This window comes from Sorangium sp. So ce176 (assembly GCF_051519835.1).
GTDB lineage: Bacteria > Myxococcota_A > Polyangia > Polyangiales > Polyangiaceae > Sorangium > Sorangium cellulosum_G.
Window position 1 is genome coordinate 10,018,122 of the sequence record NZ_CP150371.1, and the last position, 14,556, is coordinate 10,032,677.

Below are 14,556 nucleotides of genomic sequence, written 5' to 3' on the forward strand. Positions count from 1 at the left end.
CCTCGCTCGACAGGAGGACATGATGTCTCGCGCTGCTGAAAATTGACAGATTGCGCACGGAAATCGCGCCGGACGCCCCTCCAGCGGAAGCGCCCCTGAGGGGGCAGCGATCCAGGGAATCGAGCCCCCGGCGCCGCGCACGTCAGCCTCCACCGAGCTGGACGGGCCGCCCCGCGACAGGGGCAGCGCGGAGCAGGACGAGGGTGTCGAGCTTCTTCTTCGCGTCGGAAGCGATCACCGTGCCCGCGAGGTTGTGCGCCATCTCCCAGGGCACCTCGTCGTCCGACGAGAAGAAGGCCACCGTCGCGCTGCACGCGGCGATGTCCTTCGTGAGCTGCTCGCCTGTGTGCGACAGATCCGGGCCGGCGAGCCCCTTGCGCTGGCGCTTGCCCATGCCGCCGCCGAACGGCCAGATCGCCGTCGCGAGGTCCTTCAGCACCATGGTGCTGACCGCGCACGCGGGGGGCTTCGACACGCGCCCCTCCGGGACCACCGTGATCTCCTTCGGGAGGTCGTCGCGCCCGTCGGTCTTGATGATGACCTTCGGCGCGCCGGCCGCGCCGAGCTCCGTCACGACGGCCGCGACCGCGCTCGGCTTCGCCTTCTTGTCGGCCAGCAGCGTGACCGGCTTGCCCTCGATCGGCAGCGCGCGGATCGCCTTCGCGAGCTTCTCCGCCCCGTCCTTCTGCGCCAGATCCACGCGCTGGCCGACGTAGGGGCCCATGGAGTCGACCGAGAGCTCCGGCATGCCCTTCGGCTTCGGCGGCTCGGCGGGCGCCTCCGCGGTCGAGGCCGCGGCGGCGGCGCCGGGCTCGGGCGGCTTCGGCGCGCTCTCGCACGCCGCCGCCAGGATCGAGCCGACGACCACCGCGAGGCGGGGCAAGGCGCTGGATCGGAAAGAGGAAGCTCGCATGGCGCGGCAGTGTAACCAACCGGCCTGGCTGCGCGCACCTCCGCCGTGCGAGAGTTGGCGCGATGACCTCCCCGCTCGCCGAACGGCTCTCGCAGCTCGGATCGTCCGCCCGGACCGCCGTCGAGGACGACCGAGGGCGGACCACCTTCGCGGAGCTCATGGAGCGCGCCCTCCGCGTCCGCGGCGCGCTGCTCGCCGGCGGCGCGCGACGCGGCGCGGAGCAGGGCGCGAGCCCGAGCTCCCTCGAAGGAGAGCGGGTCCTGCTCCTCGTGCCGCCCGGCACGGCGTGGGTGTCGGCCTTCCTCGGCGTCATCCTCGCCGGCGGGATCGCGCTGCCGCTGTCGCCCCTGTATCCGCCGGCAGAGCTCGCGTGGCTCGCGGGCGACGCCGGCGTGCGGCGGATCCTCCTCGGGGACGAGCTCGCCGCCGTGGCCGCCCCGATCGCCGAGGGCCGGGCCGTGCTCCGCGTGGAGGACGCCGAGCGCGCCGCGCCGGGGCCGGAGTCGGCGGTGTCGGACCTCGCCGCGGACGATCCGGCGCTGCTGCTGTACACGAGCGGCACGACCGGCAAGCCGAAGGGGGCGCTGCTCACGCACCGCAACCTCGCCGTGCAGGCGGAGCTGCTGCGCGCGGCCTGGGGCTTCTCCGAGCAGGACGTGCTGCTGCACGCGCTGCCGCTGCACCACCTCCACGGCGTCGCCATCGCGCTCACGACGTCGCTGCTCGCAGGCAGCGCGACGAGGATGCTGCCGCGCTTCGACGCCCAGCGCGTCGCCGCCGAGATCGCGCGCCGCTCGGCCACCGCGGTCATGGCCGTGCCGACCATGTACCAGCGGATCTTCGAGCACGTCGACCGCGGCGGAGCGCCGGAGTTCGCCGCGGGGGCGCGGGCCCTGCGGCTCGCCACGAGCGGGTCCGCGGCGCTGCCGGTGACGCTGGCCGAGCGCTGGCGCGACCTCACCGGCACGATCCCGCTCGAGCGCTTCGGGATGACCGAGATCGGCGTCGGCCTGAGCAACCCGCTCGATCCGGGCGGGCGGCGGGCGGGCTGGGTCGGCTCTCCGCTGCCGACGGTCGAGGCCCGCATCACGGACGACGCGGGCAACGCGTCGGCGTGGGCGCCGGGCGAGCCGGCGGCGCCGGGCGGCGGCGGCGTGGTCGCGCGGGGCGAGCTCTGGATCCGCGGGCCGAGCGTGTTCAAGGGGTACCTGGGGCGCGAGGACGCCACCGCCGCGGCCTTCCAGGACGGCTGGTTCCGGACCGGCGACGTCGCGGAGCGCTCCAGCGACGGGTGCTTCCGGCTCCTCGGACGGACCTCGGTCGACATCCTCAAGAGCGGCGGGTACAAGCTGTCTGCCCTCGAGATCGAGGAGGCGCTGCGGGAGCACGGGGCCATCGCGGAGGTCGCGGTGATCGGCGTCCCGGACGAGGCGTGGGGCGAGCGCGTCGTGGCGGTCGTCGTCCCCGCGCCGGGGCGAGAGGCGGAGTGCGCGATCGGACCGCTCCGCGCCTGGGCCAAGGAGCGACTCGCGCCTTACAAGGTCCCACGCGAGTCGGTCGTCGTGGGGAGCCTGCCGCGCAACGCGATGGGCAAGGTGGTCAAGCCAGAGCTCGTGAAGGCCCTCGTGGCGAGCATGGGCGGCGAGGAACGCCAGCTCGCGCGGTGATCAGAGGAATGCCAGCCCGCGCGGTAGACGCCGCTTGACCGAGGTGCGCTGCTCCGGCCTACTCGTCGCCAATGCAGCCTGGCACCCCCATGGTCCCTGCCGCGTACGGCGGCCTCTCGGTTCAACCGTTCGCGCATCCCACCTACACCATCAAGCGGCCTTTCTGGTCGCTCCTCGGCCGCAAGTTTCATGTCTTCGCGCCCGACGGCACCCTCGTGTGCTTCGTCAAGCACCCGCTGCTCAAGCTCCGTCAAGAGTTCACCCTCTTCGCGGATGAGTCGGAGTCGCAGCCGCTGCTCACGATCCGGTCACGGCAGGTCGTCGCCCTCAATCGGTGTCTCGACGTCCTCGACGCGCGCACCGGCGAGCGGGTCGGGACCCTCCGCTCGCGAGGGCTCAAGTCGATCCTCCGCGACACATGGGACATCCTCGACCCGTCCGATCAGCCGGTCGGCCTCATGCAGGAGGACGGCGCCGCGATGCTCCGGCGCATGTTCCCGCTCCTCATCGGCAAGTGGCACGTCGAGCTCCACCAGCAGGAAGTCGCGAAGGTCACGCAGGTGTTCCGGTTCTTCGTGAAGGAGTTCACGCTCGACCTGTCGATGAACCAGGGGCGCATCGACGCCCGGTTCGCCATCGCCTGCGCGCTGCTCGCGCTCATGGCCGAGACAGCGCGCGAATCCGGCTGAGCCCGGCGACGGCCGCCGGCGGCCGCGGGCGAGCGCGAGCCGGTGGACGCGCGCCCGCTCGCCGAAAATTCGCCCGTTTTCGCGAGTTCTGCGAGGTTGCCGCGCGATGCGCCTCGATCCTGTGTCCCGCCTCGACACCGCCCCCGAGGAGGGCCGACCGCCGTCGCCCCCTGTGCCCCCGTCCGGCCTGGCCCGGTTCGCCCCGAGCGGGCAGGGCGCCGACTCCGAGCGCGAGCTCCGGGGACGCCGCTTCCTGTGGACGAGCGCCCCGGCGGCGCCGGACGGGCAGCTCCGCGCGACCCTCGACGAGGCCGTCGAGCTCGCGCTGGCCCTGCGCGGCGCGCTACCGCCGCGGGTCGAGGCCGGCGCCCCGCTCGAGGCGGTGATCGCCGACCAGGTCTTCCGCGCCAGGGCGCTCGGCGCCGCGGGGCTCGCCGTCGCCTTGCCGAGGCTCGCGACCGGGGCGCCGGGGGCGCTCCATCCGGAGGACAGCACGACGCTGCTCGCCTGGCTCAGCGCGGCGCGCGAGGCGCCCCTCGCCCTCGTCTTCGACGAGGCCGACAGGTCCGCGAGGGTCCTCGCGCCGGTGCCCCTCGCGGACCTCGTCGAGCGGCACGCGCCCGAGGGGCACAGCGCCGCCTCCCCGCGCGGGCAGGTGCGCAGCCTCCCGGCGCGGGAGCCCGCCGCCGCACGAGAGCTGGGCGCGGCCCGGGAGCTGGGCTCGACGCACGAGCCCGCCGCCGCGCGCGAGCCGGAGCGACATCTCAGGCCGGCGCAGCCCAGCGCCGCGGCGCCGGAAGAGGCGCCCCAGGCCGAGGCGAGCGCGACCGCGGCGCCCGCCGCCGCCGAGGCGCGGACCGACGGGAGGCCGCGCGGCGTGCTGCCCCCCCGCTCCTCGAAGATCCGCCGCCCGGACGCGCCGGTGGGCATCTCCGCCATGGGGAGAGGCCCTGGCGCGGCGCCGGCGCCGGGAGCGGGCGCGCCGCCCGCCGCCAACGACGCGTCGGCGATGACCGCAGCCAGCGCGGACACCGACGCGCCCCTCGAGGAGCGCAGCGCGGGAGCGACGCTCCGGCCGCCGCGCGCCGCGCACGAGGCCGCGACCGCAGCGCCGCCCGCAGAGGCCGCCCACGCGGACACCGACGTGCTCCCGCCGACGCGCAGGGAGCGGAAGGCGCCGCGCCACCGGATCCTCAGCGCGGCCGAGTGGCGCGCGCTCGCCGTCGAGCTCGACAACGCCCGCGGGCCGAAGCCGGTCCGGGTCATCGAGCAGCTCTTCGCGACCCACTACACGCCGCTGCTCGGCGCGACGCTGGCGGGTGAGACGGACGCGGCCGTGCGCGGCGTTGTCGATGGCTGGAGGACCAGCTTCGAGCACAGCTACCGCGAGGCGTTCTCGGCGCTGCGCGTGACCGGCAAGCGGCCGCCCATGGTGTTCGACGCGCCGGACATGGCCGCGCGCCTCGCCCGGCTCAACGGGGCCCGCGGCGTGAAGCTCCTGCTCGTGGACGCGATGCGCTTCGATCTCGGCGAGCGGGTCGCCGCGCACCTCAAGGAGCTCATGATGGATCGGGCCATCCTCGTGGAGCGCTCGATCCTGTGGGCGGCGCTGCCGCCCACCACGTCGGCGCAGATCTCGCTGCTCGCCCGCGGCCCGGACGGGCTCCGCGAGGCGATGCCGCCGAGCGAGGCGGAGCCCGCGATCGCCCGCGGTCGCGCCGTGGCGACGCTGCGGCGCGAGCGGGTCGGATCGCGCGAGCTGATGAAGCTCGATCTGGTCGAGGCGCGGCTGCGCGCCGCGGGGCCGCCGTTCGCCGAGCGGATCGAGGCCATCGCGGAGGAGGTCGCCGACGTTGTCGCGCGGTTCATGGACAGCCTGCCGCCGCGGACCCTGCTGCTCGTGTTCGGCGACCACGGCTTCCGCATGACCGGCGACGGCAACATGACCGGCCCCGCGTCGCAGGGAGGAGGCTCCCCGGAAGAGGTGCTCGTCCCGGCGCAGGCGTGGCTCGTCGGCGGCGTGCACTGAGCGGTCGATCGAGGCGCCGTCGAGCGCAGGGCGGCGCTGTCGAGCAGGGCGGCCTCGAGGCGGCGCGCCTCGCCGCGCGGGGCGCTCAGGGCGACGCGCCGCGCAGGCTCGTCAGGGCGCCGTGCGGTACGGGCCCGTCGCCGCGTCGCCGCGCGGCTTCGGGCGGATGAGGCCCGCGAGCCGGGTCGCGACGAGCGCCCCGGCGCCGATCAGCGCGACGGCCGCGCAGATCGCGCCGCCGACGTAGGGGATCCCGCTGACGAGGAGCAGGCCGAGGCAGCCGATCGCGAGGTGGACGTAGGGGTTCCTGGTCCGGTGACCGAAAACCCCCGCCCCGGCCGTCTCCAGCACAGCGCAGCCGCCCGCGACAACGGCGATCACGGCGAGCAGCAGGCCGATCACCGCGAACGGTATGCCGATCAGCGTCACGCAGAGGGCGGCGGCCAGCGCCGCGGCGCCGAGGACGCCCACCACGCCGAGCGCGAACGAGCGCATGGGCCGGGCGGCGATCTCGACCTTGAGCGTCTCCATGCGCCGCGGCCAGAGCGCCAGCATCACCGCGCCGAAGGCGAACAGGAGCGCCGTGCGCGTCACCGCGTTGCCGGCCCTGCGCGCGAGCGCGGACGCGCCCTTCGCGCCGGGCCCGCTGTCGCCCACCGCGCTGACCTCGTTGTTCACGTCTCCCTTGATGCGCGCGCGCTCGCCCCGGCGGAACGGTCCGCCCACCACGTCGACGTCGCCGTCGATGCGCGCGCCGTCGGCCACCGTGAGGGGGCCGCCCACCGTCGCCACGTCGCCGCGGACGCGCGCGCCCTCGTGGACGTGCGTGGAGCCGCCCATCACGTCGATGTCCCCGGTGACGGTGCCCCACACGTCGAGCGAGCCGCCGATCACCGACACGTCGTGGACGACCTCGCCCCGCTCGATCCGGAGGCTGCCGCCGGTCACGAACCGATCCTGGCCGCGCGACGTGCGCCGCGCCTCCTCGGCGTCGTCGTCCTCGTCGTCCGCCTCGTCCTCCGCGTCGTCGGGCGACGCCCCGGGCGAGGGCGGCGCCGGGACCGCGGGCGACACCGGGGGCTCGGGCGCGGGCCGCGGCTCGGGGGCCGACCGCGGCGCGGTCGCTGCCGGGGCGATCGCGATCAGGTCGCCGTCGCGGGTCGCCACGTAGCTCCCGTCGGCGAGCAGGAGCTCCAGCACCTTGTCCGCCGGCTGGTCCTGGATGTGGAGCTCGACGACATCGCCGGGCGGGAGGTTGAGCAAGAGGCTCCACCCGGCTTCCCGGGCGACGCGCTTGAGCGCCTCGTTGCGCGGCTCTCCGCTCACCTCGAGGCTCACCTTCGGCTCGAGCTCTGGCCAGGATCCCTTGCGGGTGATCTCCGCCGTGGCCGCGCCGCTGACCGAGATCCCGATCGCGGCGCCCAGCGCAGCGGCGCCGAGCCGCGAAGCGCAGAAGAGACGAGCCGAGATGATCTTCATCACATCCCTCCGTTCAGCGTGAGCTGCTTTCCCCTGGTCCAAGCGACACCGACCCCCACGACGACGAGGAGCGCCGCCGAGAGCCACGGCAGCGCCGTGAGCCAGCCGGACAGCGCCCCGCTCCCCGCGACGGCGCAGCCGGTCCGCACCACGACCGCGCAGGCATGCCAGAGCGCCGCCAGCCGCTCCCGCAGGCCCCCCGCGCCAGCGACGAGCGACGGCGCCGCGCCGAGCGCGGAGAGCGCCAGGGCAAAGGCGATCGCGGGGACCGGCAGCGGGGCGCGCGGCGCCGCCGGCTCGCTCGCGCCGCTCGAGGCCGCGCGCGCGCGCAGCATCTCCCCCGCGCGCAGCGAGAGGAGCGCCGTCCGGCCGAGCGCCGACGAGCAGGTCAGGCAACGAGCGACATGCGCGGCCGCGCCCGCTGGCAGGATGGCCTCCTCCCCGTCCCCCAGCGCCGTGAGCGCAATGTCGGTGAGGTGGCCGTCTGGTTGCCATACGAGATCCGGCGAGAGCTTGTCGTCGTCCTGCATCGATCACTCTCCGAGCGCCTCGGCCAGGCAGCGCCTGCCCCGCGCGATCCACGTCGCCACCGTCCCGAGCGGGATGTCGAGCCGGCGCGATATCTGCTGGTAGTTGAGCCCTTCGACATGGAAGGCCAGGAGCGCGCGGCGCTGCGGCTCCGGCAGCCTCTGCAGGGCGATGTCGATCCGGCGGGCGCGCTCGGTCTGGGCGGCGCGCTCCTCCGGCCCGGGCGCCGGGTCCTCCACCGACTCGAGGAGCTCGCCCCGCTCCTCGGGGTCCTCCGCCGGCGGCGCCTCGGCGCGCCGCGTGCGGCGGCGCCGGCGCAGCACGTCCAGCGCCACGTGACGGGCGATCCCGAGCACCCAGGGGCGCAGCGGCTCGCCGTCGCGGAGGCGGCTGCGCCCCTCGAGGGCCCGCGCGAGCGCCTCGTGGGTGCAGTCCTCGACGTCGGGGTGATCGGCCCGCTCACCGAGCACGCAGGCGATCGCCGCGCGAACCACCGACCGCAGGGCGGCGGTGTCGTCGAACGACGCCGTCACGAGCGACGCCGCCGGCAGCCCGTCGGGCGCCTGGGGAGACCGCGGCGTGGTGGCTGGGATCATGGTGAACCCAGACAGTTCGCGCGAGCCCTCCCCGAAATTTCACGCGCCGGCGCGGCGTGAGATCGCGCCCCGGGAATCATGGCGCGCCGGAGGGCTCAGCAGGACGTATCCGACCCATGTCTGCCGAGGTAGGACAAGGTGACTCGACGGCCGCCGCGGCGGCGACGCCGGCGGCCCTGGCGGCGGCGCGGCTTGCTGCCGCGGTGGGGGCGCCGGCTGCGGCGCTCACGGCTCCGCCGACGGCGCGAGGAACGCCGTGAGCTCCGGGAGGACGAGCGCCGGGTCCTCCAGGTGGGGTGCGTGCCCGAGCGGCACGACGCGCAGCGCGGCGCGCGGGATCGCGGCGGCCGCGGCGATGCCGATCGGCGCCGGGAACACGCCGTCGCGCTCGCCCCAGAGCACCAGCGTCTCGGCGTCGATCTCGCCGAGCCGCGCCAGGCGGTGCGGGACCGGGCCGAAGGCGGGGAACAGCGCGTTGAACGCGGCGACGGGCGCGGCCCGGCCGTCGGGCACGGCGTAGAGCTCCCGGTGCAGGGCGCCGAGGCGCTCGCCGAGCGGGGTGGGCGGCGGCGGGTGGAGGCGGCGGAAGAGCGCGGCGCCGAGCACCCGGACCAGGCGCTCCGGCGGGGCGCGGAAGTAGGCGCGGCTCCGGGCGGTCATGACGGGCCCGACCCCCATCGCGCCGAGGAGCGCGAGCTTCCGCGGGCGCGCGCGCCTGCGGAGCGCGATCTCCACCGCGACCAGCCCGCCGAGGGAGTGGCCGACGAGCGCGGCGTCGCCGAGGTCCATCTCGAGCAGGAGCTCCTCCACCGGATCGGTGAAGAAGCGGAGGCCGTCCTCGAACCCCCCGCCCGCGAAGGGGGGCGACGACGCGTGACCGAAGCCCGGCAGATCCAGCGCGATGACGCGGTGGCGCCGCGCGAGCTCGGGGAGCAGCGGGAACCACGTCGTCGCGGCGTTCCCGCGGCCGTGCAGGAGGACCACCGGCGGGCCGCTGCCGCCCTCCAGGGTGCGCAGCGTCGCGCTCAGCGCGGCGCGGCGGTGCACGGTGATGGGCGGCGCGCCCGCGGCGAGCTCCGCGAGGATCGCGCGCTCGGCCGGGCCCAGGCGGGAGACGACGGCGTGCACGTTCGTCACAGGGGCCCTCCGTAGCGCGATCGATACGCCGCGGAAATGCCGCAGCAGCCCGCGCGGACACCGCCGCGCGGCGCCCCCACCGTCAGTCTCGGCCGTGCCCGGGCCCGAGGATGAGCTGCATCTTGGCGATGGGCTCGAACCCCTCGACGTGCGGCGGGTGGTGACACTGCGTGACGCAGCTCTCGGGCGGCGGCGAGAGCACGATGAGCCCCTTCTTCTCGGGGTCCTTCGCGTGCAGCGAGCCCGGGCCGTGGCACTCCTCGCACTGCACGTTCTGCAGGGCGGCGTTGTGCGTCACCGTGGAGCCGCCCGGCTTGCCGTAGCCGGTCACGTGACAGCTCACGCAGTCGAGGTTGAACTCCTTGAAGTCCTGCTGCAGCGTCGCGTACGCCCGCGCGTGCGCGGTGCCGTCGAAGACCTTGCGCTCCTCGTCGTGGCAGTTCGTGCAGGCGTCGATGCCGATGTAGCTGGCCTCGCCCTTCGGCGCAGGCTCGGGGACGCGGTCCGCGAAGGCCTCCTTGTTGTGGGCGTTGACCCGCTTGTAATAGGCGAGGAGCTGCCCGGCGACGTCCTTGTCGGCGCCGAGCTTCTCGCGCACCTCCACGAGGTTGTAGCGGAAGAAGCTGCCGGTCACCTTCGTCTCCGCCGCCTCGAGCTTCGCCTTCTCGACCCGGAGCTTCTCCAGATCGGCCTTCCGATCGGCGACGTCCTTCGCCGAGACCCGCTTGTCGCCCTCCCAACCGTTGAGGCGGATCTCGAGCTCCCGGATCCGCGCCGACAGGCTGATGAGCTCCTCGGCCTTCGCGACGCCGCCCGCGTCGGCGAACACGAGCGGGCCGTCGCCGCCGCCGCGGAGGAAGAGATCCACGACCGCCACGGACTGCAGGTGGTTCGGCGTCTCCACGACAAGCGTCGACCCGATCATCACCGGCGGCTTCTGGCCGTCGTTGCCGTCGCCGCGCTCGCTGGGCTTGCCCAGCACCAGCACGTGCAGCTCCGGCACGCTGTCCGCGAGCCGGAGCGCCTCGCCCCTCGGCAAGGCCGCGAGCCCGACGAACACCCGCGCGCCCTGCTTCTTCGCCTCCTCGATGCCCGCCTTCATCGCCTCGATCGCCGGGCCGGCCTGGAGGCCCTCGGGGTAGGCGCCGGTGCGGCCCTTCGGGTCGCTCACGCCGACGAGGCCCACCTTCACGCCGGCGACGTCGCGCACGACGACGCCCTGGACGCCCTTCGCGCCCCCGAGGTTCTTGCCGAGCACCGCCGCCCCGGCCTGCTCCTGGTACTTCGCGAGCGAGTCCGCGCCGAGCGCCCAGTCGTTCTCGCCGGGCGCCCACGCGGCCAGCCCGATCTCCTTCGCCGCCAGCGCCATCGCCTCGGCCTTCCAGGCGTCCTGCGACGAGCGCTCCGGCTTCACCTCGGGGTCGGTGAAGAGCAGCGGCCCCGCGCCGACCACGAGCCGGTTCGGCGCCTCGTCGCGCTGGCTCTCGATGAGGGCGGCGAGGTGATCGATGCCCCCGAGCTGGTCCTTCGTGCACCCGCACGGCTCCAGCGCGCCGGCGACGGTGCTGAGCACGTAGAGCCGCACCGTCGGCGTCGTCGCGGCCGGCTCCGTGTCCGCGTCCGCGCTCACGGCGCCCGTCGACGGGACCTTGCACCCCTGGCATGCCGCGACGCCCGCAGCCGCGGCGATCGCGAGAAAAGGAATCAAGAGCGCGTATCCCCGACGCACCCCGCCAAGAAGCGAGCGCTTCATGCCCGCGCTATAGCACACGCGCCCGCGTGAACCGCCGGGGGCCGCGCCGGAGGGCCAGGAGCGCGGTCAGAAGCTCGACGGAGCGAACGGCAGGACCGTCTTCAGGTCGGCGTCGTTGAACCGGAGCTGCAGGCCGATGAAGTAATCCCGGCGATCGGTGTTCAGGATGTCGTCCATGCCGCCGAGCAGCCACAGCTTGCGGATGAACTCGTACGCGAGCGCGACCCGCCAGCGCGGCGACAGCTCCTCGCCGAAGCCGAAGAGGTCCTGACGGAGCTCGAACCTGTCGTCGAGCAGGTGGAGATCGAGGCCGAGGCCGCCCGTCGACTCCTTGATGCCGAACCGGCCCGTGAACGGGCCCATCCGCTTCGCGAACTGGAACGAGAAGCGGAAGGCGTTCGTCGTGATCGTGCGGACTTCCCGGTAGTGCGCGGGGTCGTTCGGGTTGGTCGTGTCGACGTCGATCTGCTGGAAGTCCGTCTTGCCGCGCGGGTCGTTCACCAGCTCGACGACGTAGTACTTGTCCTCCGTCGGCTGGAGCCTGAGCTCGACGTAGCTCTTGATGGTGTTCGCGAGGAAGTTGTAGTCGGTCCGCAGCCCGACGACGGTTTGAAACCGGCTGATCCCCCCGACGAGCTCGCCGACGTCCTCGACGACCGTCTCGACCTCGTTGATCAGCGTCTCGTCCTTGGTGATGCGGCCGAGCGTCCCCTCCCCGCGGTCGATGCGCGCGGCGACGCTGTCCACGTGCTTCAGCGCCGACTCGAGGCTCTCGGTCGCGCGGCCCACGCGCTCCGCGGCGCTGCGCAGCTCCCCGGGCTGCCCGTCCCGGCCGGGCACCTCGGCAGCGGCGGTCATCATGCGGATGTCGCGGCTCACCTGCTCGACGTTGCGCAGGATCTCCCGCAGGCGCGGGCCCGACTCGCCCGTGATCTGGTTGATGTTGTTGATCGTCTGCGTGACGCCCGCGCGGTTCTCGCGCACGGTCGCGTTCATCTGCTCGGTGACGTCCGCGAGGTTGTCGAGGATCTGCGCGAGCCGCTCCTGCCCGCCCTCGGAGCCGACGGTGTTCTTCAGCGTCTCGGTGACGGTCTTGACGTCCTTCAGGATCTCGGCGACCTGCCCCTGCATCGACTGGATGGTCGGCTCGTCGATGTAGTACTGGATCCTCCCCTCGTCAGGGATCCGCGGCTTGCCCTCGGTGCCGGGCGCGAGCACGACGAACGACTCGCCGATGAGGCTCGTGGCGCGCTTGCCGACCGCCGCGTCCTCGTAGAGCGGGACGTCGGGGCTCATCTTGATGTCGATGCGCGCCTGGCCGTTGTAGAGCGAGATCTTGTCGACGACGCCGACCTGGATGCCCGAGATCATCACCCGCGACTGCGGGGAGACGCCGATCGCGTCCGGCAGCGTGGCCCAGACCCGGTAGCCGTTCCCGCCGCCCACGTCGCGCGAGACGAAGCGGTAGCCGCCGTAGGCCGCGCCTGCGAGCACGATCGTCATGACGCCGACCTTCGCGGCCTTGGAGACCTCAGCCATCCTGCGCGACGCCACGGTAGCACGAGCCGACCGCGGGACCGCGCGGCTTTCTCTCCGGCGCGGAGGGGATGCGGGGAGGCGCACACCGCGCGACCAGGGGTCGGTCGCGGGCGGGCGCCGGCTCGAAAAACCTGCTAGCCGAGGCGCATGCGGTCGTGGTGGGCCACTCTGGTGTTCGGCGCGGCGCTCACCTTCGCCGGGGCCGCGGCAGCGGAGCCGCCTGCGCTCACGTGGGCGGCGACGACGCGCTCGCCGCAGCCGGGCGCGGCGAGCGCGCCGGAGATCACCGCGCTCGCGGCGCGCTGCGGGAGCGCGGACGCGGCGCTCGCCGCCGTCGCCCGGCGCAACGTCGAGCGGCAGCTCCAGGGCGGGGACTTCATGCCTCCCGACGAGCTCGCCTTCACCCTGCGCGCCGCCGGCGAGCCGCACGCGTGGCCGAGGGGCTGGTCGATCTCGGGCCGGGGGCTCGATCCGGCGGAGATCGGGACGCGGCTCGACGGGTGGCTCTCGGGATGGATCACCCTCGGGGTGAGGCGATGTGGGGTGGCCCAGGCGAAGAAGCCGGACGGGACGGTGATCGTGGCCACGGTCGGGGTGGACGCGCTCGCGGACATGTCGCCGCTGCCGACAACGGCGCGGGTGGGGCAGTGGGTGACGCTCGAGGGGACGATGCGGGTCCCCGCGACAGCGGTGAAGGTGGTGCTGCTGGGGCCGCGGGGCGCGCCCAGGGCGGTGCTGAGCTCGCTGTCGGGCGCGCGGCTCCGCTCGAGCTTCGCTGTCGACCAGCCCGGGAGCTGGCTGGTGCAGGTGCTGGCCACTGTGTCGACAGGGCCGCGGCCCGTGCTGGAGGCGATGATCTTCGCCGGGAGCGCGCCGCCGGGCCGGTACGTCCGCGCGACGGCGCCCGGCGAGGAGGCCGCCAAGGGGGCGAAGGACGACGAGGACGCGCTGCTGCGGATGATGAACGCGGCGCGGGCCTCGGAGGGCCTGCCGGCGCTCGCGCGCGACCCGGCGCTCAGCGCGCTGGCGCGGGCGCACTCGGAGGAGATGATCAAGGCGAAGATGGTGGGCCACGACGTGGGCTCGGGCGACCCGGCGGTGCGCCTCAACGCGGCCGGGTACAAGGCGACGATCGCGGGAGAGAACGTGGCCAGCTCGAGCACGACCGAGGGCGCGCACCGCGCGATCTGGGCGAGCCCGTCGCACAGGGGCAACCTGCTCGACCGGCGCTACGGCAGGACCGGCGTCGCGGTGGTGCGCGACGCGAGCGGGCGGGTCTGGGTGACGCAGCTCCTCGCGGGGTGATCGCGGGCGCCTGGCGTCAGGCGCCGCCGCGCTCCCGCCGGAGCCGCTCGAGCTCCGCCATCGCCTCCGCGAGCCGGCGCTCGGCCTCCTCGCGGGCGCGGGCCTCCTCCTCGCGGGCGCGGGCCTCCTCGTCGAGGCGCGACTCGATCTCCTGCGCGCGCTGCTCCGCAGCGTCGACCAGGGCGCCCAGCTTGTCGATGAGCTCGTCCGTATCGGGGATCGCGGCGTCGCCCGCATAGAAGCGGAGCCTGCCGTCCTCGATCACGAGATCGAGCCCGAGCACCCGCGAGGCGTAGTGGCCGCGCTGGGCGATGACGGGCTCGTACACCTTCGCCGCCGAGGACGGCAGGCGAAAGCCGCGCAGCGAGCCGCGCGTGCGGTCGTACACGAAGTACTCCGGGATACCGAGCCTCGCGAACCACTCCACGTTGCGCTGGAGATCCTTCCTGCGCTTTCCGCGGACGATCACCTCGAGGGCGACATCGAGGCCCCTGCCTTCGTCCGACACGACCCACCGGTCGCGCTCGTGCGTCTCCACGTCGACCACCGCGATGACGTCGGGCGAGAAGACGCGCTCGCCCGGGTAGTACACGGCGAGGTTGCCGCTGACGTAGACGCGGCGGCCAGCGCGCCGGAACCAGCGCTCGAGCGTCGTGCGCGCCCGGGTCACCGGGTGCCAGTGCGGATCGCCCTCGGGCGGCGAGGCCTCATCCAGAGGGAACTCGGACGGAAGGCTGTCGACGAGCTCACGGCGCTGCGCGGGCGTGAGCTGCTCCCAGACCTCGGCGGTCGGAGCGCGCGGATCGTCGGGGTCGACACGCCACGGGGTCGCACAGCGCATGGCCTGATTCTACTCGCGCCGCGCTGGTCCGTCAGCTCCTGGGCTCGAGGGCGTGTCGACGCGAAGCTTACGGCGAGCAG

12 protein-coding genes are annotated in these 14,556 nt (G+C 74.4%); 4 read left to right on the plus strand and 8 right to left on the minus strand.

Features of this window, described 5'->3' with window-relative positions; genetic code table 11:
* Positions 1-142: 142 nt before the first annotated feature.
* Positions 143-913: a biopolymer transporter ExbD gene (locus WMF42_RS37975; RefSeq protein ID WP_437688060.1), complete on the minus strand. Its 771-nt coding sequence runs from the start codon at positions 911-913 to the stop codon at positions 143-145.
* Between the two features lie 62 nt (positions 914-975).
* Here WMF42_RS37975 and WMF42_RS37980 point away from each other — a divergent pair, with 62 nt between their 5' ends.
* The 3 genes from WMF42_RS37980 (at position 976) to WMF42_RS37990 (ending at position 5,298) form a co-directional block, all read left to right on the plus strand.
* On the plus strand, positions 976-2,580 hold the full coding sequence (locus tag WMF42_RS37980) for an AMP-binding protein (RefSeq protein WP_437688062.1): 1,605 nt from the start codon (positions 976-978) through the stop codon (positions 2,578-2,580).
* A gap of 71 nt (positions 2,581-2,651) precedes the next feature.
* Complete coding sequence (locus tag WMF42_RS37985; protein ID WP_061612412.1) at positions 2,652-3,269, plus strand: hypothetical protein; 618 nt, start codon at positions 2,652-2,654, stop codon at positions 3,267-3,269.
* Between the two features lie 106 nt (positions 3,270-3,375).
* Entirely contained in the window at positions 3,376-5,298 is a 1,923-nt protein-coding gene (locus tag WMF42_RS37990) for a hypothetical protein (protein ID WP_437688064.1), read from the plus strand.
* Positions 5,299-5,409: 111 nt separating this feature from the next.
* Here the strand turns inward: WMF42_RS37990 and WMF42_RS37995 are convergent, their stop codons facing one another.
* The 6 genes from WMF42_RS37995 to WMF42_RS38020 all read right to left on the minus strand — a co-directional run bounded on the left by WMF42_RS37995 (position 5,410) and on the right by WMF42_RS38020 (position 12,330).
* Positions 5,410-6,777, minus strand: coding sequence for a hypothetical protein (locus tag WMF42_RS37995; protein ID WP_437688065.1), 1,368 nt, complete (start codon positions 6,775-6,777; stop codon positions 5,410-5,412).
* Positions 6,777-7,307 carry a hypothetical protein gene (locus WMF42_RS38000; RefSeq protein WP_437688067.1) on the minus strand — a complete coding sequence of 177 codons (531 nt, stop codon included), beginning with the start codon at positions 7,305-7,307 and terminating at the stop codon, positions 6,777-6,779. The genes WMF42_RS37995 and WMF42_RS38000 overlap by 1 nt, the downstream gene beginning before the upstream one ends.
* A gap of 3 nt (positions 7,308-7,310) precedes the next feature.
* Positions 7,311-7,901, minus strand: a complete 591-nt coding sequence (locus WMF42_RS38005) for an RNA polymerase sigma factor (RefSeq protein ID WP_437688069.1) — start codon at positions 7,899-7,901, stop codon at positions 7,311-7,313.
* Between the two features lie 225 nt (positions 7,902-8,126).
* On the minus strand, positions 8,127-9,038 hold the full coding sequence (locus WMF42_RS38010; protein ID WP_437688071.1) for an alpha/beta fold hydrolase: 912 nt from the start codon (positions 9,036-9,038) through the stop codon (positions 8,127-8,129).
* A gap of 82 nt (positions 9,039-9,120) precedes the next feature.
* Positions 9,121-10,791, minus strand: a complete 1,671-nt coding sequence (locus WMF42_RS38015) for a multiheme c-type cytochrome (protein ID WP_061610683.1) — start codon at positions 10,789-10,791, stop codon at positions 9,121-9,123.
* A gap of 66 nt (positions 10,792-10,857) precedes the next feature.
* Positions 10,858-12,330 (minus strand): MlaD family protein, encoded by a 1,473-nt coding sequence (locus tag WMF42_RS38020; RefSeq protein WP_061610682.1) that lies wholly within the window; start codon positions 12,328-12,330, stop codon positions 10,858-10,860.
* 147 nt (positions 12,331-12,477) lie between these two features.
* Between WMF42_RS38020 and WMF42_RS38025 the strand changes: the two genes are divergently transcribed.
* On the plus strand, positions 12,478-13,635 hold the full coding sequence (locus WMF42_RS38025; RefSeq protein ID WP_437688075.1) for a CAP domain-containing protein: 1,158 nt from the start codon (positions 12,478-12,480) through the stop codon (positions 13,633-13,635).
* Positions 13,636-13,651: 16 nt separating this feature from the next.
* Here the strand turns inward: WMF42_RS38025 and WMF42_RS38030 are convergent, their stop codons facing one another.
* On the minus strand, positions 13,652-14,476 hold the full coding sequence (locus WMF42_RS38030; protein WP_437688077.1) for a Uma2 family endonuclease: 825 nt from the start codon (positions 14,474-14,476) through the stop codon (positions 13,652-13,654).
* Between the last annotated feature and the right edge of the window lie 80 nt (positions 14,477-14,556).

What these genes read in the sequence shown, in the direction of transcription:
- WMF42_RS37975 (WP_437688060.1), bottom strand. Translation starts at nt 913, where the DNA reads ATGCGAGCTTCCTCTTTCCGATCCAGCGCCTTGCCCCGCCTCGCGGTG.
- WMF42_RS37980 (WP_437688062.1), top strand. Translation starts at nt 976, where the DNA reads ATGACCTCCCCGCTCGCCGAACGGCTCTCGCAGCTCGGATCGTCCGCC.
- WMF42_RS37985 (WP_061612412.1), top strand. Translation starts at nt 2,652, where the DNA reads ATGCAGCCTGGCACCCCCATGGTCCCTGCCGCGTACGGCGGCCTCTCG.
- WMF42_RS37990 (WP_437688064.1), top strand. Translation starts at nt 3,376, where the DNA reads ATGCGCCTCGATCCTGTGTCCCGCCTCGACACCGCCCCCGAGGAGGGC.
- WMF42_RS37995 (WP_437688065.1), bottom strand. Translation starts at nt 6,777, where the DNA reads ATGAAGATCATCTCGGCTCGTCTCTTCTGCGCTTCGCGGCTCGGCGCC.
- WMF42_RS38000 (WP_437688067.1), bottom strand. Translation starts at nt 7,307, where the DNA reads ATGCAGGACGACGACAAGCTCTCGCCGGATCTCGTATGGCAACCAGAC.
- WMF42_RS38005 (WP_437688069.1), bottom strand. Translation starts at nt 7,901, where the DNA reads ATGATCCCAGCCACCACGCCGCGGTCTCCCCAGGCGCCCGACGGGCTG.
- WMF42_RS38015 (WP_061610683.1), bottom strand. Translation starts at nt 10,791, where the DNA reads ATGAAGCGCTCGCTTCTTGGCGGGGTGCGTCGGGGATACGCGCTCTTG.
- WMF42_RS38020 (WP_061610682.1), bottom strand. Translation starts at nt 12,330, where the DNA reads ATGGCTGAGGTCTCCAAGGCCGCGAAGGTCGGCGTCATGACGATCGTG.
- WMF42_RS38025 (WP_437688075.1), top strand. Translation starts at nt 12,478, where the DNA reads ATGCGGTCGTGGTGGGCCACTCTGGTGTTCGGCGCGGCGCTCACCTTC.
- WMF42_RS38030 (WP_437688077.1), bottom strand. Translation starts at nt 14,476, where the DNA reads ATGCGCTGTGCGACCCCGTGGCGTGTCGACCCCGACGATCCGCGCGCT.